This is a genomic window from Nocardia sp. NPDC050710 (assembly GCF_040654375.1).
In the GTDB taxonomy this organism is placed as follows: domain Bacteria; phylum Actinomycetota; class Actinomycetes; order Mycobacteriales; family Mycobacteriaceae; genus Nocardia.
Genome location: NZ_JBFAHV010000014.1, coordinates 129449 through 151364, shown reverse-complemented (window position 1 = coordinate 151364; position 21916 = coordinate 129449). Strand labels below are relative to the sequence as shown.

The following is a 21916-nucleotide window of genomic DNA, read 5'->3' as shown; positions in this document are numbered from 1 at the left end:
GGCCGAATAGCCCGCAGGTGGCTACGCGGTTTCGGTCGTCCTTCTCAGATAGGAATCGAGAAGGACGACCATTTCGTTCTCCAGCGCCTCGGGCCGTACCGGAGCGGGGGAGGTGATCAGTCGATGGACCAGGGACTCGACCGTCGCGACCACGATCCGTGCGCTGAGTGCGCTGTCGGGGACGCTGACCTCCGGGTGCTCGTCCAGCAGTCTCGTGACCAGTGCGACAGCGAGGCCCTCCGCCTCGTGCAGTCGTGTCAGTAGCTGTGGCGCGCGGGGCGCCTCCTCGAACAGCACGCGATGCAGTCGAGGGTCGTCGCGATGATTGTCGATGGTCGCGCGGATGAACAGGCGCAGGATCTCATCGAGTCGCTCTGGCAGGCCGTCGGACAGCCGTTTCCCGAGCAGGTCGGCGCCGGCATCTACATGGGCATCCATCAAGGCGCGCAGGACAGCGTCCTTGTTCGGAAAGTACTGGTACAGCGAACCGATGGATATCTCGGCGCGCTCGGCGATCCGGTTGGTCGTCCCGGCCGCGTAGCCTACGCCTGCACCCACTGACCGATTCGAACAGCTTCCCACCCTTCCGAGTCGGCCATCGGATGCACGAATCCGCACATCACGTAGTCCAGACTTCCAGTGCTGCAACGGGAATCAGTTTCCCCAACCAGGACTCTGCTTCACACGGCCACGACTCGCACCGTCCGCGACTTTCGCTGCTATCGGCGAGTCGGCGGCGCAGCAGTACGCCGAGGCACCGCGGCGCCCCAGCCGACGCTGGATCGGCTCGATGATCTGATCTGGATCCTCCTCGACTCGATCACCGGCTGACCGGAATCGAATTCGGCTGACGGTTCAGGGGAAGAACCGGGCGATGGCCGGTCGCAGGTGAGTGGTCTCGAAGCCGTCGGCCGGCAGCGCGAGTTGCTCGAGGATCAGGCCGTTGACGAGGGTGAGCAGGTCCGCAGCCTCGGCTTCGGGATTCGGGGATCCGGCGCCGCGGAGCTCGACGGCGAAGGCCGCCCGCTGCGTGGCTCCCCATTCGTCGAGGCTGGCCCGCAGGTGGGGACGGCGCGCGACTTCGAGGAAGAATTCGTAGCGAGCGACGCCGGACTCGCGGTCGCTGGCAAGAGTGCCGGTGACGTACCCGGCGAGCCGAGTAATCCGTTGCGGGACAGCAACATCGGGCAGCTGATCGAACAGTGCTCGACTTGCCGGGCGGCCAATTGCCGCAACGCCTCGTCGAGTTTCTTTGTTCAAGGCTTGACCTTGCCCCAAGGGGAAGGTTCGACGAGCGTTCGCATGAACGACAACACACTGCACACCGTCGAAGTCCAGCTCCGCGAGCAGGTTTCCGCCTACTGCGAGTCCAACAATGTCCCCGGGTTCGTCGCCGGCGTCTACCACCGCGGCGAGCAGGCCTGAACCGCGGCCCGCTGTCACAGTTTCCCGCCCGGCGTCGTCATAGCGGTACCGGGCGGCCACCCACCGAAACACGATCCGAAAGGGACACCGATCATGAACACAACCGTCGCGACTCCGGCACACCGCGTGCGGAGCCTGATCGACTCCGTGGCGGGCCGCACCGCGGCCTCGCGGACCAAGTTCGCCGTCTTCGCCGCGACCACCGGCATTGTGCTGACCGAGTCGGTGTGGGCGCGTACTGGGATCTGGCCCGTATCCCGTACGTCGAGGAGACCTTCGCCGGGCTGCGCTACCCGATGTACTTCGCGACGATCCTCGGCGTGGCCAAGGTGGCCGCGGTCGCCGCCCTGGTGGTGCCGGGATTCTCGCGACTGAAGGAATGGGCTTACGCCGGACTGTTCTTCGTCTATGCCGGCGCGGCCGCCTCCCATCTCGCGGTCGACGATCCGACCGCCAACACGGTGTCCCCGCTGGTCTTCGCGGGGCTGACGCTGGCCTCCTGGGCGCTGCGCGCCCCGGCCCAGCGCGACCCGAAGCCGTTGCCACTCGCGCTGAAGTTCCGTCGCGCGTAATTCCGTCGCGCGTAGTTCAGGTGGGCCCGGACGAACGTGACCGCGCCCTACATTTTGTGCACGACTGAAAGTTAGGAAGCAACAATGTCTTTCGATGCTCTGCGCAACGCGGTCCGTGGCCGGGTGCTGCTGCCCGGCGACGAGGGCTTCGACGGCGCCGCGCGGCCGTGGAACATCACGGTGAGCCAGCCGGTGGCCGCGGTGGTGGAGGCCGCCGACGCCGCCGACGTGGCCGCCGTCGTCACCCACGCGGCGCGAGCGGGCGTCCCCGTGGTGGCGCAGCCGACCGGACACGGTGCGGCGGGCGGGATCTCGGAGGCGATCCTGCTGCGCACCGGGCGCCTCGACAGCGTCGAGATCGACGCCGAACGGCGGATCGCCAAGGTCGGCGCGGGCGCGAACTGGGGTGCGGTGCAGGCCGCGGCCGGTGCGCACGGGCTCACGGGACTGGCGGGCAGCAACCCGGTGGTCGGGGTGACCGGCTACACGCTCGGCGGTGGCCTGAGCTGGTTCGGGCGCAAGTACGGCTGGGCCTCGGATGCGGTGCGCGCCTTCGACATCGTCGACGCGACCGGTGCTCCGGCGCGGGTGACGGCCGACGACGATCCCGAGCTGTTCTGGGCGCTGCGCGGCGGCGGCGGAGACTTCGCCATCGTGACCGGGCTAGAGTTCGACCTGTTCCCGGCGCCCGGACTCTACGGCGGCCGGGTGATGTGGCCCGGCACCCGCACCGCGGCGGTCTTCGAGCTGTTCCAGCAGCTCACCTCGGACGCGCCCGCGGAACTGTCGGTGTGGTTGCACCGTTTCCAGTTCCCGGACGCGCCGCCGATGGTCGCGCTGGACGCCGCCTACCTGGGCGACCCGGAAGCAGGCCGGGCCTTGCTCGCCGCGCTGGACGCGATCGGCGGCGCCGTCACCGATACCCGCGGTGCGCTGGCGGTGGCCGACCTCGGCGCCATCACCGCCGAACCCACCGACCCGAGCCCGTCGCTGTCTCGCGGCGAACTGCTGACCGCCCTCGACGACGCGGTCGTCAAGACCGTGCTGGAAGGCCCCGTCGCCCCGCTGGTCGACATCCAGATCCGCCACCTAGGCGGCGCACTGGCCCAAACCCATCCCGGCGGCGGTGCGTGCGGTCCCGTCACCGAGCCCTACCTGCTGTATCTGCTCGGCCTCGGCCTCCCGCACCTGGCCGACGCGGTCAAGGGCCGCCGCCGTGAGATCGTCGACGCGCTCGGCGGCAGCATCACCGGCCGCAAGCCCTACACCTTCCTCACCCCGGAAGAGACCGCGGCGAGCGCGTTCGACGCCGGGACGCTAGCAGGGCTAGGCGAGATCAAGCGGGCGCGAGATCCGCAAGGGGTGATCCGGTCGAACTACCCTGTGCTCGGATAGGAATCGGCCGCCCCACCGAGCCGGACGTCCACAGGCCGCGGGCACTCGTTGTCCCGCGACCTGTGGACGTCCGGCCGCTCGGTCTCGAGGTGAATCGCATGCTCAACCCGACCTCCGGCGATGTCCAAGCCGCCGCGGATCGCGTCACCGGGGTCGTCCGGCCGCTCACTGTCATCGCCGCCGCCGCACTCCGGGCCTGCGGCACGGCGTTGGCGTGGGCCCGAGCCGCCGACGTGCGTTCGATCGTCGTCGACGACCCCGCCATCATCGCCACCCGCCGCCTGCTCTGGGACCGCCACCGCATCGCCGTCGAACACGGCGCGGCCACTGGTCTGGCGGCCGTGCGTGCGGGCGGCTACCGCCCGCACCGTGGCGAACGCATCGCCTTCGTACTCTGCGGCGCGAACACCGACCCGGCCGACCTCATGTCAGCGGTGTAGCCGCCGTGGTCGTCGCCCGCCTCGGGCGAACGCGACCACGGTTGAAGCCACCGCCTCACATGCCACCGCGGTCTCGCGTCCGGCAGACGTGGCCGAACTCGTCATGCGAGCCGCAGCTCGGCACTGAACTCCGTCCGCGGCTGCCCCAGGCGCACGGGCATCAGCGGGCGCGCGACTCGACGGCGGGGTGGGGAAGCGGTCAGCGAGTGCTCATCTGGTTGACGTAGAGCTCATACCGGTGGCCCCACACCACGATCCGCGCGGCGTCGACGCGGGTGGTGACCCCGGGGTAGGAACTGACGTCATCGCGACCGAGAACTGGATCTCGGGAAGGAGTGAGGTCAGGCGACGCGGGGCGCGTACATGATGACGGCGACGCCGATCAGGCAGATGGCGCCGCCGATCACGTCCCAACGGTCGGGGCGGAACCCGTCCAGCGCCGTCGGGCACCCACCCCTCGATTCCAGGAGAAATCGTCATATATCGACGGTAAGTCCGTACCCCGGTACAGGATGCAACACCGAATCACGATCCAATATTTTCTGAATACAGATTCTGATGTACTGTTGCCTCATGGAGACACTGTCAGCGCTGCACACCGACGCTCTCGCCCGGTTCGGGCATGCGCTGTCGGATCCGACCCGCACCCGGATCCTGCTGAACCTACGCCTCGAGCCGGGATATCCGTCGGATCTGGCCGAGCGGATCGGAGTCACCCGCCAGATCCTGTCCAACCATCTCGCGTGCCTGCGCGGGTGCGGGCTGGTGGTCGCGGTCTCGGAAGGCCGCCGCAGCCGCTACGAACTCGCCGACGCCCGCATCGCGGCCACCCTCGACGACCTGCTCGGCCTGGTGCTGGCGGTCGACCCGGCCTGCTGCCCGGACTCCGACACCGAAGGTTGCTGCTGATGGCCTCCCTGGGGATGCCCTCGCGACCGTCCGCGGTCTCGGTCGGGCCGAGCCCGGACCGCAAGGCGGTGCTGGCTCGGCGGATCCGATGGCTCGTCGCCGCGACCATCTCTTACAACGTCATCGAGGCGGTCATCGCGCTCACCGAGGGCGCGCGGGTGTCCTCGACCGCACTGATCGGGTTCGGCCTCGATTCGGTGATCGAGGTGTCCTCGGCCGCCGCGGTGGCCTGGCAGTTCGCCGGCCGAGATCCGGAGAGACGAGAGAAGATCGCGCTGCGGATCATCGCGTTCTCGTTCTTCGCCCTCGCCACCTACGTCACCGTCGAGTCGGTGCGCGGCCTGCTCGGTATCGGCGACGCGCGGCACTCGCCGATCGGGATCACCCTGGCCGCGGTCAGCCTGGTCGTCATGCCGGTGCTGTCGTGGGCGCAGCGCCGGGCCGGACGCGAACTCGGATCCGCCTCCGCGGTAGCCGATTCCAAGCAGACCCTGCTGTGCACCTACCTCTCGGCGGTCCTGTTGATCGGGCTGCTGCTCAACAGCCTCTTCGGCTGGTCCTGGGCCGACCCGATCGCCGCACTCGTCATCGCCGCGATCGCGGTGAAGGAGGGCCGCAACGCCTGGAAGGGCGACACCTGCTGCCCCACACCGACCGCACTTCTCGGCGGCGCGGGAACGGACGAGCACGCCTGCGACTGCTGCGAAGACTCCGGCGGAAAGGACCGCTGATGCCCGGCCTCCCCGCCGCCGCATCGTCGCCGTGCGAATTCGGTGAGCAGTAGGCGATCCGAGGAAGCGCAACGGATCGCGATCAGCACGGGATGGGTATGGGCGATCGGCTTTCGACGGTGCGGCCGGAGCGGATCGCGAACGGTGACATGGAGGTTCAGCCTCTCAGGTCGCGGCGGTTGTAGCCGTACAGTCCGATCGTCGCGGCCACGATCGCGACAGCGGCGAGGGTGAGGCTCGCTCCCCAGTCGGGCGCGGTGTCGGGCACGGCGGCGAGGTGCGCGAAGGGGGAGATTTCGCGGACCCAGCCGGGCGCACCGATGCTCTGGGCGACGACGTCGAGGAGAAACCCGCCGACGACGGGCACGGCGCCGATCAGACCGACTGCCTCGGGGAACCAGCCCAGTGCCAGTGCCGCGGCGCCGAGCGCGAGCAAAGCGACCGGGGCGGCGTTGGCGGCGCCTGCGATGGCCTCGGGCAGGCTCAGCGGCGCACCGGTCAGGACCGCGCCGACCCACATCGCGACCGCCGCGGTGAGCAACAGCGCTGCGAGACCCCCTGCGGTGACAGCGATTTCGGTTCCCGCCGACTGGACGCGGGGCAGCGGGAGCGCGTGCAGGGCGGTCCAGCGGCGCGCCTTCTCGTCGGCGGCCATGGTGGTGATACGCGTGGCGGCGTAGAGCCCGGCCGGGATGGAGAGCAGGGCGAACATCGCGGCGGCGAATCCGGTGGCCGAATCGAGGCCGCCGAACCCGGCCGCCGCGGCGAGTTCGGCGAAACGCGGGTTCTCGGCGAAGAATTCGAGGATCGAGGAGATCAACGCGCCGATGAGCAGGAAGTAGGCGGCGATGGCCACGCCCCAACCCGTGGTGGGTGCCAGGGCACGCCGAACGGCGAAGCCGTGCACCGATCCGAGCAGCCGAGTGCGGGCGGGTCTGGTGCCGGACAGCGTGATCAGGGCGCCGCCGAGGTCGCGTCCGCGGGCGGCGACCAGCGCCGCCGCAGTGGGCACGATGGCGAGTACCGCCAAGACGAACAGCGGTTCGATTCGGTTGTCGGCGTACGGGGCGACGCGAGCGGCGAGCCCGAAGGGGGTGAGCCAGGCGGTCCACGCGAGCGCGGGGACACCGTCGGCGAGCATCCGCAGCAGCAGGCTTGTCCCGAGCACGGCCGAGGCGAGCCCGGCGGCCGCCGCCCGGGAGGGCAGCAGCTGCGCGGCCAGCAGTCCGATGCTTGCGAAGGTCACGGTCGATCCGAACGCGCACAGTGCGTGCAGGACCGCTCCGGTGGAGTCCGTGCCGGTCACGACCAGACCGGCTCCGACTGCCGTCGCGATCACGGCGGCGGCCAAGCACAGTGTGCCCGCGCAGCGCACGACCAGATCTATCGCGCGCAACCTGCCGCCGAGCAGCAGGTCCCAGTGCCCGGCGTCCTCCTCGCCGCGAGTGAGGCGTGTGGCTGCCAGCAGTGCCCACATACCGCACAGCACCAGCACCGGGGTACCGGTGCGCCAGACGGTGAACCCGCCGGGATCATCGAGGGCGAGCGGTGCTCCGAACAGGATTCGCACAGAGGGGTTCTCGGCCAGCGCGCGCAGCGCGCCCGCGTCGATGCTGTCGGCGAAGGTCGTGCGGTACTGAGCCGCGACCAGAGCCGACATACCCGAGGCAGTGAGCGCCACCATCGCCGCGCCGCGCCGTGCCTGTCGCCGAATGAGCCGGGCCGCCGCCCGCCCGGGTGCGGAAACACTCACCGGATGCGGCCGGACCGTCATGGTGGTCATCGCGGCTCCTGCCCGTAGTAGTCGAGGAAGATCTCCTCGAGCGTGGGTTCCCGAGACGACAGCGCCGTCACTTGCGCCGCGGCCAGCGTGCGCAACGCGGCCGCGGGCGGCCCGGACAGAGTGAACCGTGTCCGGCCCTCGCCGAGCACCTCGACGGCCTCGACACCGTCCACCCGGTCCAGCGCCGGCGCCGCGCCCTGGTAGGCGACCTCGACAATCGTGCGGTGCAGTCGGCGCAGCTCGGCCAGTGTCGCGATCTCCACGAGTTTGCCCGCGCGCAGGATCCCGACCCTGTCGCACAGCGCCTCGACCTCGCCGAGCTGGTGCGAACTCAAGAACACCGTCTGCCCGCGCTCGCGTGCTTCGGCGATGCACCGGCGGAACTCTCGTTCCATCAGCGGGTCCAGCCCGGCGGTCGGTTCGTCGAGGACGAGCAGCGAAGCCCGGCAGGCGAAAGCGGCGACCAGGGCGACCTTCTGCCTGTTCCCGGTGGAATAGGCCTTCCCGGGCTTGTCGACATCGAGATCGAAGCGGTCGATCAGCTCGGCGCGATAGTCCACGTCGATGCCAGGGCCGACGCGGGCGAGTAGCTCGAGCGTCTCGGCACCGGTCAAAGACGGCCACAAGGCCACATCGGCGGGCACGTAGGCGAGATGGCGGTGCGCGCGCCGCACATCACCGGCGTCCGCACCGAACACCCGCACCGTGCCCGCGGTCGGTCGAATCAGTCCGAGAATCAGCCGGATGGTGGTCGACTTGCCCGCGCCGTTGGGTCCGAGGAAGCCGAACACCTCGCCGGACCCGACGGTCAGGGTCAGGTCGTCGACCGCGAGGGTGCGGCCGAAGTGCTTGGACAGTTGCTCGATCGAGATGGCCGCGCGGGTATCGATGACGCGTGCGGACATCGCCGCTGTGGACATGGAAGCCCTTTCGAAGTCGGCGGATACGACACGCCGACCAGACTTCCCGGCTCACCTGATTAAAAGGTACTCCACTGCCGCAGGCGCTGCGGGCTTTCGACCGGCAGCGCACATCGCGACAGCGAAAGGCCGCGTCATCGGGCCAAGTGGTGATACGACCGGACATCGATACCCAGCACAAAGTGGGCATGGCCGGTCCGGGCGAGTTTGTCCTACTGCGATCTCACCGCCCGCAGCTCGCCGTACGCTGATACCCCCGGCGACCGCAGATGTCAGGGGTACGGGCGCTTGTATGCGCACCCGCGCACCCCAGACAACACCGGCGGTCGCCGCGTGATCCTGATCGACCGCCGCACTGCGGCGTAAGCATCCACCCATCACCTGCCGTCGGCATCCATCCACCACACACTCGCGACCCGTGGACGGCTCTCGGTTGCCGACGGACCGGGCCGCGGCGATCATGGCCTCGCGCGTTGACCGCCGTCGTACCGGGGTCGTGTTGTCGCTGCGGTGGGTTGTCAGTGAGAGCGAAGGCCATTGAGCGATTCGTGATTTCGCGGCCACGACCGCACCTGCCGATTACTGGATATCGGCAAGGCCCGGTCAAGCCTCGGAATCGGCTACGTACCAGTACAACCGATCGAGGCTGGTCGAAGTCGGCTCCTGCCAGGGTTCACCGTCACACGAGACTCGGTTGTTGTCGAGGTCGAAGCGAACAGATCCGGCTCGGCCGCCAGCGGTGAGTACTACCCCGTCCTCGGACAGGGCAAGGGTCTCCCACGCACCGCGGACTTCGAACTCCAGCCGTATGAGCTCGTGGTCGTCGCAGTACTGCAGACCTTGCGGATGCCCAGAGTCCAGGACACGGCGCCGGCGCAGAGCCCGGCCTTCCAACTTGCCATTGTTGAGCCATGCCAGCACGCCCCGGGAATGCCAAACGACAGCAGCGGGGACGAATTCTTCTCCGTGACGTTCACCGTGGTCGAATTCCACAAGCTGCCAGCAGTTCTCGGTATCGAGCCGCAACACCAGCAGGCCACCGTGTTGAGGTCCCATCACGGCCATGAGGTGGTCGTCCCACTCGTAATCGGTCTCGAAGGCCAGTACGAGCACGCCATCCCGGAGAAACTGCGCGTAGGTCCAGCGGTCGAAGCAATACATTCGGTATGGCGCGAAGACCGTCGATTCCGAACGTAGTTCACCATCGACGAACCACCAGCGTCGATCCGGTGAAACCACTGCCACACCGGGCTGGAACTCTGCGATCATCTTCGCCTCCACGGCACCCTGCACAGCCTGGGCACGGCCCCCGAGCACGATGCGGACGAGGAGATCATCTTCACCCCCACGGCGCCGCAACGCAAACCAGCAACCGCACGGCGCACGGCTTCTGCCGGACATGTCGACAAGCAGACCGCCGAGGCTGCGGTGATGGCCGCAGCCTCGGACGTCTTCGCGGCCCTCAGCTGATTCGTGGTTCCGAGCGAAGGCCCTCGGGGTTCCATGAACGTTGGTTCGCCGAGCTGACCAACCGCAAACTGCACCGCTCGGTCATCGAACTCGAAGCCGATGTCCAAGCCCGGATCAACGCCTGGAACGAGTACCCACGTCTATGCCGGCAAGCCGGATTGGCCCGAGCAGTCGACCACGACGTTGCGGGTTTCGACAGCCCGGATCGACGCCTTGGCCGCCAACCGGGCGAGCAGAGGCACGGTGCCGACACCAGGCTTCCGCCGTTTCGGTGCCTCATTTCGCCCGCGTTGCACGTGCCTTCCGGAGGTCCGCACCCTGATCGCGAGGTTTGCGATCAGGGTGATGTTGCGGTGCACCCGGCGGAAATGCCCATGCCACCGCGCTGCGGCGGCCGACGCGGCGGCATGGGTGGCGCGGGTGAGTGGCGAGCAGTGGTAGGAAAGGGAGCGTGTCCGTTACTGGCGAAGGATCCGGTCCGAACAGCAGGTCTCGCGCGGTGGACGAGGTGGTGGAGCTGGTCAGTGCGCTGATCAGGTTCGATACCTCGAATACCGGGGATTTGGCTACCACCAAGGGGGAGCGTGAGTGTGCGCAGTGGGTGGCTGATCAGCTGCAGCAAGCGGGGTACACCACGGAGTATGTGGAGTCGGGGGCGCCGGGGCGCGGAAATGTGTTCGCGCGCTTGAAGGGTGCCGATTCCAGGCGGGGCGCGCTGATGATGCACGGGCACCTGGATGTGGTGCCCGCGGAGGCCGCGGATTGGAGTGTGCACCCGTTCTCGGGCACGGTCCGCGACGGCTATGTGTGGGGGCGCGGCGCGATCGATATGAAGGATATGGTCGGCATGATGCTGGCGGTCGCGCGCCAGTTCAAGATCGAGGGGACGGTGCCGCCGCGCGACATCGTCTTCGCCTTCCTCGCCGATGAGGAGAACGGCGGCAAGTGGGGGTCGCACTGGCTGGTGGACAACCGGCCCGACCTGTTCGATGGCGTCACCGAGGCGGTGGGGGAGGTCGGCGGATTCTCGCTGACGGTACCGCGGCCGGACGGCACCGAGCGCAGGCTCTACCTGGTCGAGACGGCCGAGAAGGGTCTGGGCTGGATGCGCCTGCGCGCCAAGGCCCGCGCCGGGCACGGCTCGTTCCTGCACGAGGACAACGCGGTCACCATCCTGGCGGATGCGGTGGCGCGGCTCGGCAAACACACCTTCCCGCTGGTGCTTTCGGATTCGGTGGCGGAATTCCTGGCCGCGGTCGCGGAGGAGACCGGGCTGGAGTTCGATCCGACCAGCCCCGATATCGAGGGCCAACTGGCGAAGCTGGGCACCATTTCGCGCATTATCGGTGCGACACTGCGCGATACTGCGAATCCGACCATGCTGTCCGCCGGTTACAAGGCGAATGTCATCCCGCAGACCGCTGAGGCGGTTGTCGACTGTCGCGTGGTGCCGGGTAGGCAGGCCGCGTTCGAACGCGAGGTGGACGAGATCATCGGCCCGGATGTGGAACGCGAGTGGATCACCAAACTCGATTCCTACGAAACGACATTCGACGGCCATCTGGTCGACGCGATGAACGCCGCCATCCTCGCGCACGATGAGCAGGGCCGCACTGTGCCCTACATGCTGTCCGGCGGCACCGACGCGAAGGCCTTCGCCCGATTGGGCATTCGCTGCTTCGGTTTCGCACCGCTACAGCTGCCGCCGGAATTGGACTTCAGCGCGCTGTTCCACGGTGTGGACGAACGGGTTCCGGTGGACGCGCTCGAGTTCGGCACCCGCGTACTGGAACACTTCCTACTGCACAGCTGAAATCGCTCGAACCTTCCCGACGACCTCGAGGAGAAATATGACCCGCAACCCGTACGACGCACTCCCGCAGGTGCCGAGCTTCACCCTGACCTCCGAGGATGTGACCGACGGCAGTCCGCTGAACAACGATCAGGTCAGCGGCGTCTTCGGCGCCGGAGGCAAGGACATCTCACCGCAGCTGTCCTGGTCCGGATTCCCCACGGAGACCAAGAGTTTCGCGGTCACCGTATTCGACCCGGACGCGCCGACCGCGTCGGGTTTCTGGCACTGGGCCGTTGCCGATATCCCGGTATCGGTAACCTCGCTGCCCGCCGGCGCCGGTAGTGAGGGCGGCACTCTGCCTTCGGGGGCGATCACATTGAACAACGACGGAGGCTTCCCAGGTTTCGTCGGGGCGGCGCCTCCGCCCGGACACGGCCCACACCGCTACTTCGTGGCCGTCCACGCGGTGGACGTGGAGAGTCTGGGCATCAATGCGTCGGCGACCGCCGCCTACCTCGGCTTCAATCTGTTCTCCCACAGCCTGGCCCGCGCCGTCCTGGTGGGCACCTACGAGCGGAAGTAATCCGATACGCCGGTGGCCCCGAGAGCAAAAGCCTCGGGGCCACCGGCGTATGCGTGAAACTCAGACGTTGACGACAGTGTCCGGCACCGGGTCGGCGTACAGCGCGACGATCTCCTCGGCGTACTTCGCCGCGATCGGATTGCGCTTGAGCTTCATGGTCGGGGTCAGCTCGTCGCCGCCCGGCTCCCATGGCTTGCCGACCACGGTGAAGCGCTTGATCTGCTCCACCCGCGACAGCTTCCTATTGCCCGCGATCACCGCGGCCAGCACCTCGTCGACGATCTCCTTGCGGGTGGCCAGCGCGGCCAGATCGTCGCCGGGCGCGTCGAATTCCTTGGCCCGGATGGCGGCGGTATCGGGGTCGAGCACGATCAGCGCCGAAATGTACGGCTTCGCCTCACCGATCGCCACGACCTGACCGACCAGCGAAGAAACGGCCTTGACCGCATTCTCGATATTGGTCGGGGAGATGTTCTTGCCCGACTCGTTGATGATCAGTTCCTTCTTGCGGTCCACGATGCGCACGTAGCCGTCGGCGTCGATGGTCGCGACATCGCCGGTGGACAGCCAACCGTCGGAGTCGATCGCCTCCTTGGTCTTATCAGGCTGCTTGCGGTAGCCCGGGGTGACGATCGGACCGCGCACGAGCAGCTCGCCGTCCTCGCCGAGCCGGATCTCCAGCCCGTCGACGGCCCGGCCGACCGAACCCGGCCGCGGCTTGGCCAGTTCGGTGTAGGTGGCGACGCCGGTGGTCTCCGACATTCCCCATACCTCACTGACGGTGAACCCCAGCCCGAGGAAATACTCCAGAGTCTCCGGCGGGATCGCGGCCGCGCCCGAGGCCGCCACCCTGAGCTTGTCCAGGCCGAGCGCGTGCCGGAGTTTGGAGAGCACCAGCGCGTCGGCGATCTTGTACTGCATACCGAGCACCGGGCCGCGACCCTTGCCCGCCAGGTCGGCGCGTGCGGCGGCGACACCGGTTGCGATGGCCCAGTGCGCGAGCGCCTTCTTCACCGGGCTCGGTTCGGTGGCCAGCTTGCCGTCGATTCCGGCCTTGATCTTCTGCCACACTCGCGGCACGCCGAAGAACGTGGTCGGGCGGGCGTCCGGCAGGGCCGCGGCGATCTCGCGCGGGTCCGGCACGCAGGTGATCAGGACACCGGTGAGCAGGCTGATGGCATGCCCGGAGATACGGTCGGCGACGTGCGCTGCGGGCAGGTAGGAGATGGCACGGTCGTCGAAGCCGACCGGCAGCGGGCCCTTGACCAGCGCGATGATCTGGGCCAGCACATTGCGGTGGGTGATCTCGACGCCCTTGGACGGGCCGGTGGTGCCCGAGGTGTAGATCAGAGTGGCCAGACCATCCGGCTTCACCGCCTGCCACGACGCCTCGAAATCGAAGTCGGCGGCCGGGTTCGACTCGACGTCGGCGAGCGAGATCGTGCCCGCCGCCGGGCCATCCACGACCACGATGTGTTCGAGCGGCACACCGGCGGCCTTGATCACGTCCAGGAAAACGTTCTCGGTGACGACGACCTTATTCGCCGCATTGGTGAACAGGTGGGTGATCTGCTCCGGCGAGCTGGTGTTGTAGATCGAGAACGGCGTGGCGCCCAGGTGCAGCGCGGCCGTGTCGACCAGGTTGAACTCGGGCCGGTTGGTGAGCATGAGGCCGACCGTGTCGCCGTGGCCGACACCCAGCGCGGCCAGTCCGGATGCCAGCGCCTTCACGCGCTCGCCGTACTGCTTCCAGGTGATCTCCAGGGTCCCGCCAACCGTGCGCAGCGCGACCTGATCCGGCCGCAACTTCACGGTCTCCTGGAATGCCTCGGGCACGGTGTACACCGTCTTGCCTGACTCGTGCGCGAAACCGATTTCTGTTGTGCTCATTTTCCCTGTTCCCGATAACTCTGTCGTGAACCGGCCTCGATGCGGCCCGCAGTACCGCTGCTGGGCAAGACCCGAAATTCACGACAGAACGTGGCGTAGCTATGTCATCGCCTCACGGGTCGGCGCGTCATCGAGTGGCGCGGCTCACGTATCGTAGCCAGAAGATTGCGAATGTGGCGTCCGTTACTCACGAAACCTTGGTTCAGAGCGGAAGAAGGCGGCGCCACCACCACAGCAGACCCCCGCAGCGCAGCCACGAAGGCCGCGTCAAATGCGCAAGTTCGTCCTCGGACGGGATCGTGTGGCCGCGGCGGCGACGCTTGGCATCGAGGTATTGCCTCGCCCGTTCGCTACGCGGACGCGTCGCCAGAGGCGCCACGGATACGGCGATCCCTTTATCCCGCACGGCACGAACCTTGTCGGGGTTGTTGGTCAGCAACGTCACCGACCGCAGACCGAGACACAGCAGCGCCTCGGCCGCGAGACCGTAGCAGCGGGTGTCGGCATTCAGGCCGAGTAGTTCATAGCTGTCGAACGTATCGACATCGAATTCCTCGCTCGTGCGCAGACCTCGGGCCTTGTTGATCAGACCGGCGCCGCGGCCTTCCTGCTCGAGGTAGACCAGCACACCGCAGCCCGCGTTCTGAATCATGTCCATCGACAGTTCCAGTTCGGGTCCGCAATCGCAGTCCTCGGACTGCAGTGCGTCACCGTACAAGCATCGGGAGTGGATCCGGACGAGGCAACCGTCACCGACATCGCCGAAGACGAGCGCATGGCCACCATCGACCGCGCCGGGTATCGGCATCACTCGAACGCGGAGTTCGCGACCCTTTCGAGTCAACCGATGCCCGGTTTCGGAGAGACTCGGTGCCGCTTTGGCCATGCTCCTCCGATGCACAGTGAAGCGGTCGGATGGACTGCGTAATTGCCAGTCGCACAATCCATCTATGGTAGCCGCAGGCGCACCGTCGTCGCAGCGACTAGCTCACCTCGACCACCGACCACGGCGCATCATCGGTCGGAATCCAGTGTCCGCGGAAGCGTCGTTTGGCCTCCAAATACTGTGCCGCACGCTCACTCAGCAGCTTCGTGACCAGCGGTATCGGCGATACCTCCAGGCCGGCCTCGCGCAACGCTTCCGCCTTGGCGGGATTATTGGTCAGCAGCCGTACCTTCGTAATGCCAAGTCCCGCAAGGGCATCGGCCGCGTTGCCGTAGGACCGCGCATCCGCGTCCAGACCGAGCTGCTCGTAACTCGCGAAGGTGTCCGTACCCGCCCGCTCGCTCTCCGCGTAACCGCGCGCCTTGTTGATCAGCCCCGCGCCACGTCCCTCTTGTTCGAGGTAGACGAGCACACCGGCCTTCTCCTCGACGATCATGTCCAATGCCTTGTCGAGTTCCGGCCCGCAGTCGCAATCGTCGGAGCCGAGCGACTCCCCGTACAGACACCGTGAATGCACTCGAACCAGGCAATCGTCGATGAGATCTCCGAAGACGAGGATGTGGCCACCCCCGTCGCCGCGATCCGACAGTTCGATCACTCGAACCGGTAGTTCACGCCCCTTGCGTGCGAACCGGTGACCGGCCTCCGCAAGATTCGACGCAGCAGTGGTCAACGCTCCTCCGACCGTTAACGGTGCAATTGTTCATTGCACATGCGAGATGACGTCGAGACCCTACATGACTGTGATGAAGAACTCATACTAGAGCCGCGATCATTATGTTACAATAGCGCACTTCTAATTACCGACCTGTAACACGCTCCGCCGCCGCTCCGCCCTTCAACGGTGGTCCGCAGCGAGTCTGACGACCGCATCGACCTGACTCTTCTGCGGCATCGTGCCCGGTACTGCCCCCAACTTCTGCGTAGGGATCATCGCCGCGGTCGCCCAGACGATGTCATCGTCCTCCAACAACCCACCCGAGATGACCAGCCGATAGGCCAAGGCGGCGGAGAATGCGGCCGCGGCGCCGGGTGCTTGTTTCAGCGCACCTTGGAAGTGCGCGACTTCGACGGTGAGGTGATCCGACCACAGCGCACACCGGAAGTCCTCGATCGCACACACCGCCCGCACGCCGAGACCGCGCAGCCGTCGCGCGCTGTCCTCACTCGATGCGGTCGGCTTGTCCGGGAGCATCTTCCCGAGTTCGCCCGGCGTCCCGACCAGGTAGTCGACGGCATCCAGATACCGGTAAAGATCTTGCGGCACATCCACACTCGGCGTCGGACAGACAATCAGCTTCGGCTTGGGCCGCATCTCGCGCACCAGGGCGATGACCTGTTCGGCGATACCCCGAGGATGTTCGAAGGTCAGCAGCACCACATCCGACGCGCCGATCACCGCCCGCACCGCCGGGGTCAGCACATCCGCCACCTCGAGCTTGACTTTGTCATCGCGACAACCGATCAGGATCGTGTCGCCGCTGGGCTGCATGATCACCGCCGTGATCGGCGACGCACCGTTGCGGACGACCTTGATCAGCTCCCTGTGCACATCCTCGCGCTCCAGGTAGTCCAGGATCTTGCCGCCGCCCTTGTCATCGCCGATCGCCGAAAGGATATGCACCTCCAACCCCAATCGGGCGGTCGCCACCGCCCGATTCAGGCCCTTTCCACCGGGATGCTCGGTATATCCACCGGAGGCGGGCGTCTCGACCGACGGAAACCGGTCGACCCGATAGAGGTGATCGATGACCGCATCCCCGACGACCGTCACCCGTCCCACCCTCGACGGTGAATTCGGCAGCGGGACCAGAACTTTCGCGCTCGGAGCGGCAGGGGTGATGACATAGCCGGAATCGCTGGCGAGCAGACCCGCCAATGTGGTGAAGGTGTCGCTCTCCACCGATGTCCGGAGTCTTTTCACCGTCGGCGCCGGAGGAATGACCTCGGCGTGCAAGGCCTCGTGCAGCGGTCGCCACTGCAGGACCAGATATTCCCGGCGCGGGCCGAGGTTGTCCGCGTACAGCCGATCCAGATCGATTCCGTCAGGGGGACTTTCCCGGAACAGGCCGAGCGATAACGTCACATCGGCGATCAGCAGATCGGTCGGTGGCAGTCTGCGCACCATGTCACGCACCACCGTCAGCATGATTTCGCTGGGCGGCTTACCCGTTCGATGCGCGTACTGCCGTACCACGGCCAGATCCAGCAGCGGACCGATATCGATCTCGGTGCTGCTCAAGCGTTCCGGCTTCAGACCGTAGTATGTGCACAGCCGGGTGAGGATGTCGCGAATCACGACCGTGCGGGCGTCCTGCGGGACCATTGCGGATCCGCCCTCCGTCTGCGTCGTTGCCGTTTCGTTGTCGTTCAGTGGGGGATTGCCGCGACTCTGGCGTTTAGCTTGCGGCGAGACCGGCAATCCCCAAGATACTCCGGCAATTGACCCGACAAAAGGCAAATGCCACACTGGCTTTGGACGATCTTATCGTCCCCACCAGAAACGCGGGAGGGACTGGTGATGAGAGAGATCCTGCTGATCCGGCAGCGCAGGCGGCGCGACCGCTGCGAAGCCGACGCCGAGCTGGTTCCGAACCGGGAGCTCGACTAGCCGGGCGACGCACGTTCGCCTCGACATATGCCGCTCGAACCAGACTATGCCGTCGCTTCGCGCACCCCGAACAAGGCTCGCGACGACCCCTCGGCCCACGCGAAAGCCGTGACGATCCGGCCACCGGCGAATTCGGCGATCACCATGCGGCGGGCTGTGAACCTGCCGCACCAGCGGATGCTCGACAGGAGTCATTCGTGACCATCTTTGTCACCGACTGGTCGATGACCAGCGATGTCACCCACGAATCGGCGCAGCGCGTCGCCGAGAAGTGGCTCAAGTCGTGGCGGCTGAGCTGGCTGCCCGACCGCCTGCTCACCCGTGAACAGGCACTTGCGGGGATGGATCTCGCCGAGATCGTCAGCACCCAGACCTATCGGCACGATCGATCGGCCCACATCCGGGCCGTGCATTGCGCCGGACAACTCGGAATTCCCCTGGAGCAGATCCTGCTCGAGCTGTAGCACCCGGAGGCAGTGATGACCGTAGAAGCCACCGAATGGACAATGATCAGCGATGTCAGCCCCGAATACGCGTATCGGGACGCCGGAACCGGTGATGCGGTCTGGCGGTTGAGTTGGCTGCCGGACCGGCGGCTGACCCGTGAGCAGGCGCTGGCAGGCATGGAGCTCGATGAGCTGCTCAGCGACCTCAGCATCGTGCACGACCGCATCGCGCATGCCCAGGCCGCCAGTCGTGCCGACACCCTGGGCATTATGTGGGAACACGCGTTGATCCTGCTGTCCAAGCGAATCGAGGAGCGCCTGCAACAGCAGCCGGGGGATCAGGACGATACGCCGGTGGGTGCACCCACCGGCCGCGATTTCCGCCCCTACCGGACCTCACTGCGTCCCAAAGGTTCTCCACACGTGCGCAACTGAGGCACCGGTGATATGGACTGCCGACCGACGCGGCGAGGGGCGGTGCGGGTGTCGGGCTCGGGGCGGGGTCGAGCCCGATGTCTCATACCTTGTTGCCGCGCAACGGATTCAGGTGTGGGCCACGTGCTCCGCGCCGACCGCCTCGGCGATCGAGCTGTACCCCTGCGCGCGCAGGCGCTCGGCGAGTCCGCGATGAATCTTGCGGGTCCAGAAGAGCCCGCCGTAGATGAAACCGGTGTACCCCTGCAGGAGGGTGGCGCCGGCCAGAATGCGTTCGTAGGCCTGGGCGGGGGTTTCGATGCCGCCGACGGAGATCAGGACCAAGCGGTCGCCGACGCGGCGGTAGAGACGGCGCAGAACCTCGAGGGAGCGGTCGGCCACCGGCGCGCCGGAGAGGCCACCCGGGCCCATTGCGGCGACTTCAGCGGGATCGGTGCGCAGGCCGTCGCGGCGGATGGTGGTGTTGGTCGCGACGATGCCCGCGAGGCCGAGTTCGACGGCGAGGTCGGCGACGGCGTCGATATCGTCATCGGACAGGTCGGGGGCGATCTTGACCAGCACCGGTACCCGGACCTGATCGAGCACCGCCTGCAGCACCGGCCGCAGGGATTCGACGGCCTGCAGGTCACGCAGACCTGGCGTATTGGGCGAGCTGACGTTGACGACCACGAAATCGGCCAGCGGGCCGAGCAGGGCGGCGCTGGTCGCGTAGTCGGCCGCGGCGTCGGCCGGTTCGACGATTTTGGTCTTACCGATATTGGCGCCGATCGGCACCGGGCTGGTGCGAGTACGCAACTGCTCCGCGGCGCGCCCGGCGCCGTGGTTGTTGAAACCCATCCGATTGATCAGGGCGTGATCGGCGGGCAGCCGGAACATCCGTGGCGCCGGATTGCCCGGCTGGGCCTGTGCGGTGACGGTGCCGATCTCGGCGAAGCCCCATCCCAGCGGGCCCCATGCGTCGACACCGTCGGCGTTCTTGTCGAATCCGGCGGCCAGACCCAGCGGCGCGGCGAAATCGATGCCGAACGCGGTGTTACGCAGGATCGGATCCTGTGACACCAGCAGCTTGGCCAACAGCAGGCGAGTCGGCGCGAATCGGGTCGCCAGGCGCAACGCGGCGAAGGCGAGGTGATGGATGCGCTCCGGCGGGAGCAGGAACATCAGGCGCAGCAGCAGTCCGTACATCGGCGTCACATCCCCGGCTCTGACTGGGGTAGGAGAGCGGTTTTCCGCCGACGCAGCAGTACGCGCCGACTGCCGTCGGTATAGGCGCGCACTCGCGAGAGTTCCCAGCCGCCGAATTCGGCCTGGATCGCCAGGCGCATCGACGCGGTCACCCGGTTCACGTCCTTCGGTAGTCGCAGCGGTACGTATTCATAATCGTCGCTGCTGGTTTCCCAGCTCGCCGGTAGCGCTGCGCGGGAGCTTTTCGGCGCCATCTACTGCCCTCTCTTCCGCTCGTCCGCACGAATTCGCTGCAGACCGTCTCCGGTCGCCGATCCGACGAACAGATCGCCGGTCCGTTCGTCGATGGTCACCGAATCAGGTTGGCGCACGGTTGGGAAGCGGCCCACTTCCTTCGGTATACCCGTCGACAGATCGAATCCGACGACTTCGTTGCTCTGCGTGCACGTCACCCACACGGTCTCGGACCGTTGATCGTAGGCAAGCGCGTAAGGCGACGATCCTACCGGGAATCGCTGACGCAGGACGAGCGGACCGGTCGTGTAGACCAAAAGTTCGCCGCCGGCGGTGTCGGTGACGATGACCCGGCCGTAGTGGTCGGAGATCATATTCGTCGCTCCATCACCCGCGCGCAGGGCCAGACCGAGATGGTCCTCGACCGATTCGATTTCGGTGAGGGAGGTCTGGCGGCGGTCCAGGACGGCGATGTATTCGGGAGTGAGGGCGACGGCGTCGGCGGAGACCAGACCCGTCACGGTCTGCCGGACGTCGCCGTTGGGCGCGAGGGTGCGTACCTTGCCGTCGGCCGTGCCGACCACGAGCGTGTCGTCGGCGCGGTACTGCACCGATCGGGCATCGCCGTCGATGGCGACCTCGCCGATGACGCCGGTAGCGATGTCGACGCGCAAGATCCGATCGCGTGCGGGGATAAGGACTTCACCGGGTTTGCCCTGGGCCAGACTCGCGCCGGGTGCGGGCAACAACAGCGTCCGCATGCCGAGGTCGGGGACACCGGTGGGGTCGGTGCGCCGCAGTGTCGCGGGGTCGACGACGAAGAGCATGGTGCTGGTCGGACCGCTGGCGTCGAGCGCGACCAATTGCCCGGTACCCGTCTCGGCCACCAATGCACCGATCGGATTCGCGAGACCGGCGACCTCACCGGCGGGCTTCGTCGCCGTCACCGGTGCGACGGCCGCGGTGGCCGGTTCCCTGGTGGGGACGTCCGGTTCGCCCTTATCGGCGGAGCATCCGGTCAGCAAAGCCAGCACCGCCACGCCCGCGAGCGCGCAGGGGACCGAGCCGCGAGGGCGCATCCACCGAACTCCTTCTACTGACGAAACAACAGCAACCGACGAAACAACCGCAACGCCACCATCTGACCATGATGGCGCAACACCCCGGCCAGCCGGGGTGGCGGCTGGCGCAGAATGTCGGTGATGGGGGTTACCTTTGACATGAAACAGTGTCCAACTCAGGGAGATCCGGTTGAAAGCCGACCATCCATCGGGATTTGCCATCGATGACATAACCGTTGGTCCGTTTGCTCACGGGTTCGGCACCACCGCCGACGGCAGGCCGTACGCATTCCGCACGGTCAGATCCACCCTGGTGCTGGAGATCTACCGCGCCGATCTGGACTCCGATGTGCCCGGTCCGGAGGATGTGGTCGCGGTGGCCGAAGTGCGCGTCACCGATATCGACCTCGACGACGAACGCAGTGTGGTGGCGCTGGTGCGGGATATGATCCCGGACGCCGCGCCGGTCGAAGCCGCCGTGGACCGGGACGTCACGACCGTGCGGGCCCTGCTGGGGCGGATCAGTTCCGTCATCGATGGTATGTAGGAAGTGATGCAACCCACACGACTGGTCCGTGCCGTACTCGCCGCCGCGGGCGTTCTCGCCTTGGCCGCGGCCTGTAGTTCGGGCCCGGACGAGGCCGCCGTCGACGCCGCTCGATCCAGGGCCAACGAATCGCTGTCCTCCTCGATCGCGGCCTCGTCGAGCGCCGCGCATCGACCGCTGCCCACCGCCGCCGAACTCGACGCCCAGATCAAGCGCGCGCTGGATCCCGCGCTGCCCGACAGCGAGCGCACCGATCTCATCGAGGACGGCGACGCGTTCAAGGACGCCATCCCCGATATGTATCGGGCGCTGCAGGACAACCCGCGCGCCATCTACGGCGTCACCGACCCGGTCTTCGACAACCGGGACGGCACCCTCACCGCCACCATGCGGCTGGACAAGGACGGTACCGGCACCGCCGTACGCACCACCGTCGTGCATTTCGTGCTGATCGACGGCAAGTGGAAGATCTCGCGCACCGACCTGTGCGGCATCCTGCGCTCCGCCGACTACCGCACCCCGGCCTGCGGATAATTCG

General features: G+C 67.1%; 26 protein-coding genes and 1 pseudogene. 13 read left to right on the top strand and 14 right to left on the bottom strand.

The annotated features are described in order from the left end of the window. Positions 1 to 21: 21 nt before the first annotated feature. Both AB0H61_RS23325 and AB0H61_RS23320 read right to left on the bottom strand, forming a co-directional pair. Positions 22 to 558, bottom strand: coding sequence for a TetR/AcrR family transcriptional regulator (locus AB0H61_RS23325; protein WP_357307839.1), 537 nt, complete (start codon positions 556 to 558; stop codon positions 22 to 24). Positions 559 to 855: 297 nt separating this feature from the next. Beyond that, complete coding sequence (locus AB0H61_RS23320; protein WP_357307837.1) at positions 856 to 1260, bottom strand: TetR family transcriptional regulator C-terminal domain-containing protein; 405 nt, start codon at positions 1258 to 1260, stop codon at positions 856 to 858. 42 nt (positions 1261 to 1302) lie between these two features. On the opposite strand from AB0H61_RS23320, the gene AB0H61_RS23315 reads away from it, so the two are divergent. The 4 genes from AB0H61_RS23315 to AB0H61_RS23300 all read left to right on the top strand — a co-directional run bounded on the left by AB0H61_RS23315 (position 1303) and on the right by AB0H61_RS23300 (position 3832). Next, positions 1303 to 1425, top strand: a complete 123-nt coding sequence (locus AB0H61_RS23315) for a hypothetical protein (RefSeq protein ID WP_357307835.1) — start codon at positions 1303 to 1305, stop codon at positions 1423 to 1425. Positions 1426 to 1652: 227 nt separating this feature from the next. Beyond that, positions 1653 to 1997, top strand: a complete 345-nt coding sequence (locus tag AB0H61_RS23310) for a DoxX family protein (protein ID WP_357307833.1) — start codon at positions 1653 to 1655, stop codon at positions 1995 to 1997. 84 nt (positions 1998 to 2081) lie between these two features. After that, the gene (locus AB0H61_RS23305) at positions 2082 to 3392 is read left to right on the top strand and encodes an FAD-binding oxidoreductase (RefSeq protein ID WP_357307831.1); all 1311 of its coding nucleotides are present in this window, start codon (positions 2082 to 2084) and stop codon (positions 3390 to 3392) included. A 98-nt stretch (positions 3393 to 3490) separates the two neighbouring features. Then, positions 3491 to 3832 carry a hypothetical protein gene (locus tag AB0H61_RS23300; protein ID WP_357307829.1) on the top strand — a complete coding sequence of 114 codons (342 nt, stop codon included), beginning with the start codon at positions 3491 to 3493 and terminating at the stop codon, positions 3830 to 3832. 341 nt (positions 3833 to 4173) lie between these two features. On the opposite strand, the pseudogene AB0H61_RS23295 reads toward AB0H61_RS23300, so the two are convergent. Further along, positions 4174 to 4272, bottom strand: a pseudogene (locus AB0H61_RS23295) (hypothetical protein); the annotation flags it as partial. Between the two features lie 133 nt (positions 4273 to 4405). Here AB0H61_RS23295 and AB0H61_RS23290 point away from each other — a divergent pair. Then, the gene (locus AB0H61_RS23290; RefSeq protein WP_357307827.1) at positions 4406 to 4741 is read left to right on the top strand and encodes a metalloregulator ArsR/SmtB family transcription factor; all 336 of its coding nucleotides are present in this window, start codon (positions 4406 to 4408) and stop codon (positions 4739 to 4741) included. After that, the gene (locus tag AB0H61_RS23285) at positions 4741 to 5472 is read left to right on the top strand and encodes a cation transporter (protein ID WP_357307825.1); all 732 of its coding nucleotides are present in this window, start codon (positions 4741 to 4743) and stop codon (positions 5470 to 5472) included. The genes AB0H61_RS23290 and AB0H61_RS23285 overlap by 1 nt, the downstream gene beginning before the upstream one ends. 157 nt (positions 5473 to 5629) lie before the next feature. On the opposite strand, the gene AB0H61_RS23280 is transcribed toward AB0H61_RS23285, so the two are convergent. The 3 genes from AB0H61_RS23280 to AB0H61_RS23270 all read right to left on the bottom strand — a co-directional run bounded on the left by AB0H61_RS23280 (position 5630) and on the right by AB0H61_RS23270 (position 9444). Next, on the bottom strand, positions 5630 to 7255 hold the full coding sequence (locus AB0H61_RS23280) for a polyketide antibiotic transporter (protein WP_357307823.1): 1626 nt from the start codon (positions 7253 to 7255) through the stop codon (positions 5630 to 5632). Beyond that, on the bottom strand, positions 7252 to 8160 hold the full coding sequence (locus AB0H61_RS23275; RefSeq protein WP_357307821.1) for an ABC transporter ATP-binding protein: 909 nt from the start codon (positions 8158 to 8160) through the stop codon (positions 7252 to 7254). Before AB0H61_RS23275 ends, AB0H61_RS23280 begins: the two co-directional genes overlap by 4 nt. A 618-nt stretch (positions 8161 to 8778) precedes the next feature. Continuing rightward, entirely contained in the window at positions 8779 to 9444 is a 666-nt protein-coding gene (locus AB0H61_RS23270; RefSeq protein WP_357307819.1) for a hypothetical protein, read from the bottom strand. A 652-nt stretch (positions 9445 to 10096) separates the two neighbouring features. Between AB0H61_RS23270 and AB0H61_RS23265 the strand changes: the two genes are divergently transcribed. Together AB0H61_RS23265 and AB0H61_RS23260 are read left to right on the top strand one after the other, a co-directional pair. Beyond that, positions 10097 to 11458: a M20/M25/M40 family metallo-hydrolase gene (locus AB0H61_RS23265; RefSeq protein ID WP_357307817.1), complete on the top strand. Its 1362-nt coding sequence runs from the start codon at positions 10097 to 10099 to the stop codon at positions 11456 to 11458. Between the two features lie 37 nt (positions 11459 to 11495). Next, complete coding sequence (locus AB0H61_RS23260; protein ID WP_357307815.1) at positions 11496 to 12023, top strand: YbhB/YbcL family Raf kinase inhibitor-like protein; 528 nt, start codon at positions 11496 to 11498, stop codon at positions 12021 to 12023. Between the two features lie 60 nt (positions 12024 to 12083). On the opposite strand, the gene AB0H61_RS23255 is transcribed toward AB0H61_RS23260, so the two are convergent. The 4 genes from AB0H61_RS23255 to AB0H61_RS23240 form a co-directional block, all read right to left on the bottom strand. Then, entirely contained in the window at positions 12084 to 13913 is a 1830-nt protein-coding gene (locus AB0H61_RS23255) for a long-chain fatty acid--CoA ligase (protein ID WP_357307813.1), read from the bottom strand. A 202-nt stretch (positions 13914 to 14115) separates the two neighbouring features. After that, positions 14116 to 14721: a GTP cyclohydrolase II RibA gene (gene ribA, locus AB0H61_RS23250; protein ID WP_357307811.1), complete on the bottom strand. Its 606-nt coding sequence runs from the start codon at positions 14719 to 14721 to the stop codon at positions 14116 to 14118. A gap of 175 nt (positions 14722 to 14896) precedes the next feature. Beyond that, on the bottom strand, positions 14897 to 15532 hold the full coding sequence (locus AB0H61_RS23245; RefSeq protein WP_357307809.1) for a GTP cyclohydrolase II: 636 nt from the start codon (positions 15530 to 15532) through the stop codon (positions 14897 to 14899). A 165-nt stretch (positions 15533 to 15697) separates the two neighbouring features. Then, positions 15698 to 17185, bottom strand: a complete 1488-nt coding sequence (locus tag AB0H61_RS23240) for a PfkB family carbohydrate kinase (protein WP_357307807.1) — start codon at positions 17183 to 17185, stop codon at positions 15698 to 15700. 312 nt (positions 17186 to 17497) lie between these two features. Here AB0H61_RS23240 and AB0H61_RS23235 point away from each other — a divergent pair, with 312 nt between their 5' ends. From AB0H61_RS23235 to AB0H61_RS23225, 3 genes are read left to right on the top strand one after another with little or no spacing between them, the layout of a single operon-like run. Beyond that, a complete protein-coding gene (locus AB0H61_RS23235; protein WP_357307805.1) occupies positions 17498 to 17671 on the top strand; it encodes a hypothetical protein in 174 nt (57 codons plus the stop codon). Next, positions 17668 to 17934 carry a hypothetical protein gene (locus AB0H61_RS23230; RefSeq protein WP_357307803.1) on the top strand — a complete coding sequence of 89 codons (267 nt, stop codon included), beginning with the start codon at positions 17668 to 17670 and terminating at the stop codon, positions 17932 to 17934. The genes AB0H61_RS23235 and AB0H61_RS23230 overlap by 4 nt, the downstream gene beginning before the upstream one ends. 15 nt (positions 17935 to 17949) lie before the next feature. After that, positions 17950 to 18351 carry a hypothetical protein gene (locus AB0H61_RS23225; protein WP_357307801.1) on the top strand — a complete coding sequence of 134 codons (402 nt, stop codon included), beginning with the start codon at positions 17950 to 17952 and terminating at the stop codon, positions 18349 to 18351. Positions 18352 to 18459: 108 nt separating this feature from the next. Here AB0H61_RS23225 and AB0H61_RS23220 read toward each other — a convergent pair whose 3' ends face one another. Genes AB0H61_RS23220 through AB0H61_RS23205 form a run of 4 tightly spaced genes read right to left on the bottom strand, consistent with a single transcriptional unit; the run spans position 18460 to position 20992 of the window. Further along, positions 18460 to 19536, bottom strand: coding sequence for a quinone-dependent dihydroorotate dehydrogenase (locus tag AB0H61_RS23220; protein ID WP_357307799.1), 1077 nt, complete (start codon positions 19534 to 19536; stop codon positions 18460 to 18462). A 5-nt stretch (positions 19537 to 19541) separates the two neighbouring features. After that, complete coding sequence (locus tag AB0H61_RS23215; protein ID WP_357307797.1) at positions 19542 to 19790, bottom strand: DUF5703 family protein; 249 nt, start codon at positions 19788 to 19790, stop codon at positions 19542 to 19544. Then, the gene (locus AB0H61_RS23210; RefSeq protein WP_357307795.1) at positions 19791 to 20849 is read right to left on the bottom strand and encodes a hypothetical protein; all 1059 of its coding nucleotides are present in this window, start codon (positions 20847 to 20849) and stop codon (positions 19791 to 19793) included. Positions 20850 to 20863: 14 nt separating this feature from the next. Beyond that, positions 20864 to 20992, bottom strand: coding sequence for a hypothetical protein (locus tag AB0H61_RS23205; protein ID WP_357307793.1), 129 nt, complete (start codon positions 20990 to 20992; stop codon positions 20864 to 20866). Positions 20993 to 21021: 29 nt separating this feature from the next. Between AB0H61_RS23205 and AB0H61_RS23200 the strand changes: the two genes are divergently transcribed. Further along, positions 21022 to 21378 carry a hypothetical protein gene (locus AB0H61_RS23200; RefSeq protein ID WP_357307791.1) on the top strand — a complete coding sequence of 119 codons (357 nt, stop codon included), beginning with the start codon at positions 21022 to 21024 and terminating at the stop codon, positions 21376 to 21378. Positions 21379 to 21384: 6 nt separating this feature from the next. Next, positions 21385 to 21912 carry a hypothetical protein gene (locus AB0H61_RS23195; protein WP_357307789.1) on the top strand — a complete coding sequence of 176 codons (528 nt, stop codon included), beginning with the start codon at positions 21385 to 21387 and terminating at the stop codon, positions 21910 to 21912. Positions 21913 to 21916 lie beyond the last annotated feature (4 nt).

What these genes read in the sequence shown, in the direction of transcription:
- AB0H61_RS23220 (WP_357307799.1), bottom strand. Translation starts at nt 19,536, where the DNA reads ATGTACGGACTGCTGCTGCGCCTGATGTTCCTGCTCCCGCCGGAGCGC.
- AB0H61_RS23235 (WP_357307805.1), top strand. Translation starts at nt 17,498, where the DNA reads ATGCCGCTCGAACCAGACTATGCCGTCGCTTCGCGCACCCCGAACAAG.
- AB0H61_RS23225 (WP_357307801.1), top strand. Translation starts at nt 17,950, where the DNA reads ATGACCGTAGAAGCCACCGAATGGACAATGATCAGCGATGTCAGCCCC.
- AB0H61_RS23210 (WP_357307795.1), bottom strand. Translation starts at nt 20,849, where the DNA reads ATGCGCCCTCGCGGCTCGGTCCCCTGCGCGCTCGCGGGCGTGGCGGTG.
- AB0H61_RS23240 (WP_357307807.1), bottom strand. Translation starts at nt 17,185, where the DNA reads ATGGTCCCGCAGGACGCCCGCACGGTCGTGATTCGCGACATCCTCACC.
- AB0H61_RS23305 (WP_357307831.1), top strand. Translation starts at nt 2,082, where the DNA reads ATGTCTTTCGATGCTCTGCGCAACGCGGTCCGTGGCCGGGTGCTGCTG.
- AB0H61_RS23205 (WP_357307793.1), bottom strand. Translation starts at nt 20,992, where the DNA reads ATGTCAAAGGTAACCCCCATCACCGACATTCTGCGCCAGCCGCCACCC.
- AB0H61_RS23275 (WP_357307821.1), bottom strand. Translation starts at nt 8,160, where the DNA reads ATGTCCGCACGCGTCATCGATACCCGCGCGGCCATCTCGATCGAGCAA.
- AB0H61_RS23280 (WP_357307823.1), bottom strand. Translation starts at nt 7,255, where the DNA reads ATGACCACCATGACGGTCCGGCCGCATCCGGTGAGTGTTTCCGCACCC.
- AB0H61_RS23285 (WP_357307825.1), top strand. Translation starts at nt 4,741, where the DNA reads ATGGCCTCCCTGGGGATGCCCTCGCGACCGTCCGCGGTCTCGGTCGGG.
- AB0H61_RS23315 (WP_357307835.1), top strand. Translation starts at nt 1,303, where the DNA reads ATGAACGACAACACACTGCACACCGTCGAAGTCCAGCTCCGCGAGCAG.
- ribA (WP_357307811.1), bottom strand. Translation starts at nt 14,721, where the DNA reads ATGCCGATACCCGGCGCGGTCGATGGTGGCCATGCGCTCGTCTTCGGC.
- AB0H61_RS23260 (WP_357307815.1), top strand. Translation starts at nt 11,496, where the DNA reads ATGACCCGCAACCCGTACGACGCACTCCCGCAGGTGCCGAGCTTCACC.
- AB0H61_RS23195 (WP_357307789.1), top strand. Translation starts at nt 21,385, where the DNA reads ATGCAACCCACACGACTGGTCCGTGCCGTACTCGCCGCCGCGGGCGTT.
- AB0H61_RS23290 (WP_357307827.1), top strand. Translation starts at nt 4,406, where the DNA reads ATGGAGACACTGTCAGCGCTGCACACCGACGCTCTCGCCCGGTTCGGG.
- AB0H61_RS23215 (WP_357307797.1), bottom strand. Translation starts at nt 19,790, where the DNA reads ATGGCGCCGAAAAGCTCCCGCGCAGCGCTACCGGCGAGCTGGGAAACC.
- AB0H61_RS23255 (WP_357307813.1), bottom strand. Translation starts at nt 13,913, where the DNA reads ATGAGCACAACAGAAATCGGTTTCGCGCACGAGTCAGGCAAGACGGTG.
- AB0H61_RS23300 (WP_357307829.1), top strand. Translation starts at nt 3,491, where the DNA reads ATGCTCAACCCGACCTCCGGCGATGTCCAAGCCGCCGCGGATCGCGTC.
- AB0H61_RS23270 (WP_357307819.1), bottom strand. Translation starts at nt 9,444, where the DNA reads ATGATCGCAGAGTTCCAGCCCGGTGTGGCAGTGGTTTCACCGGATCGA.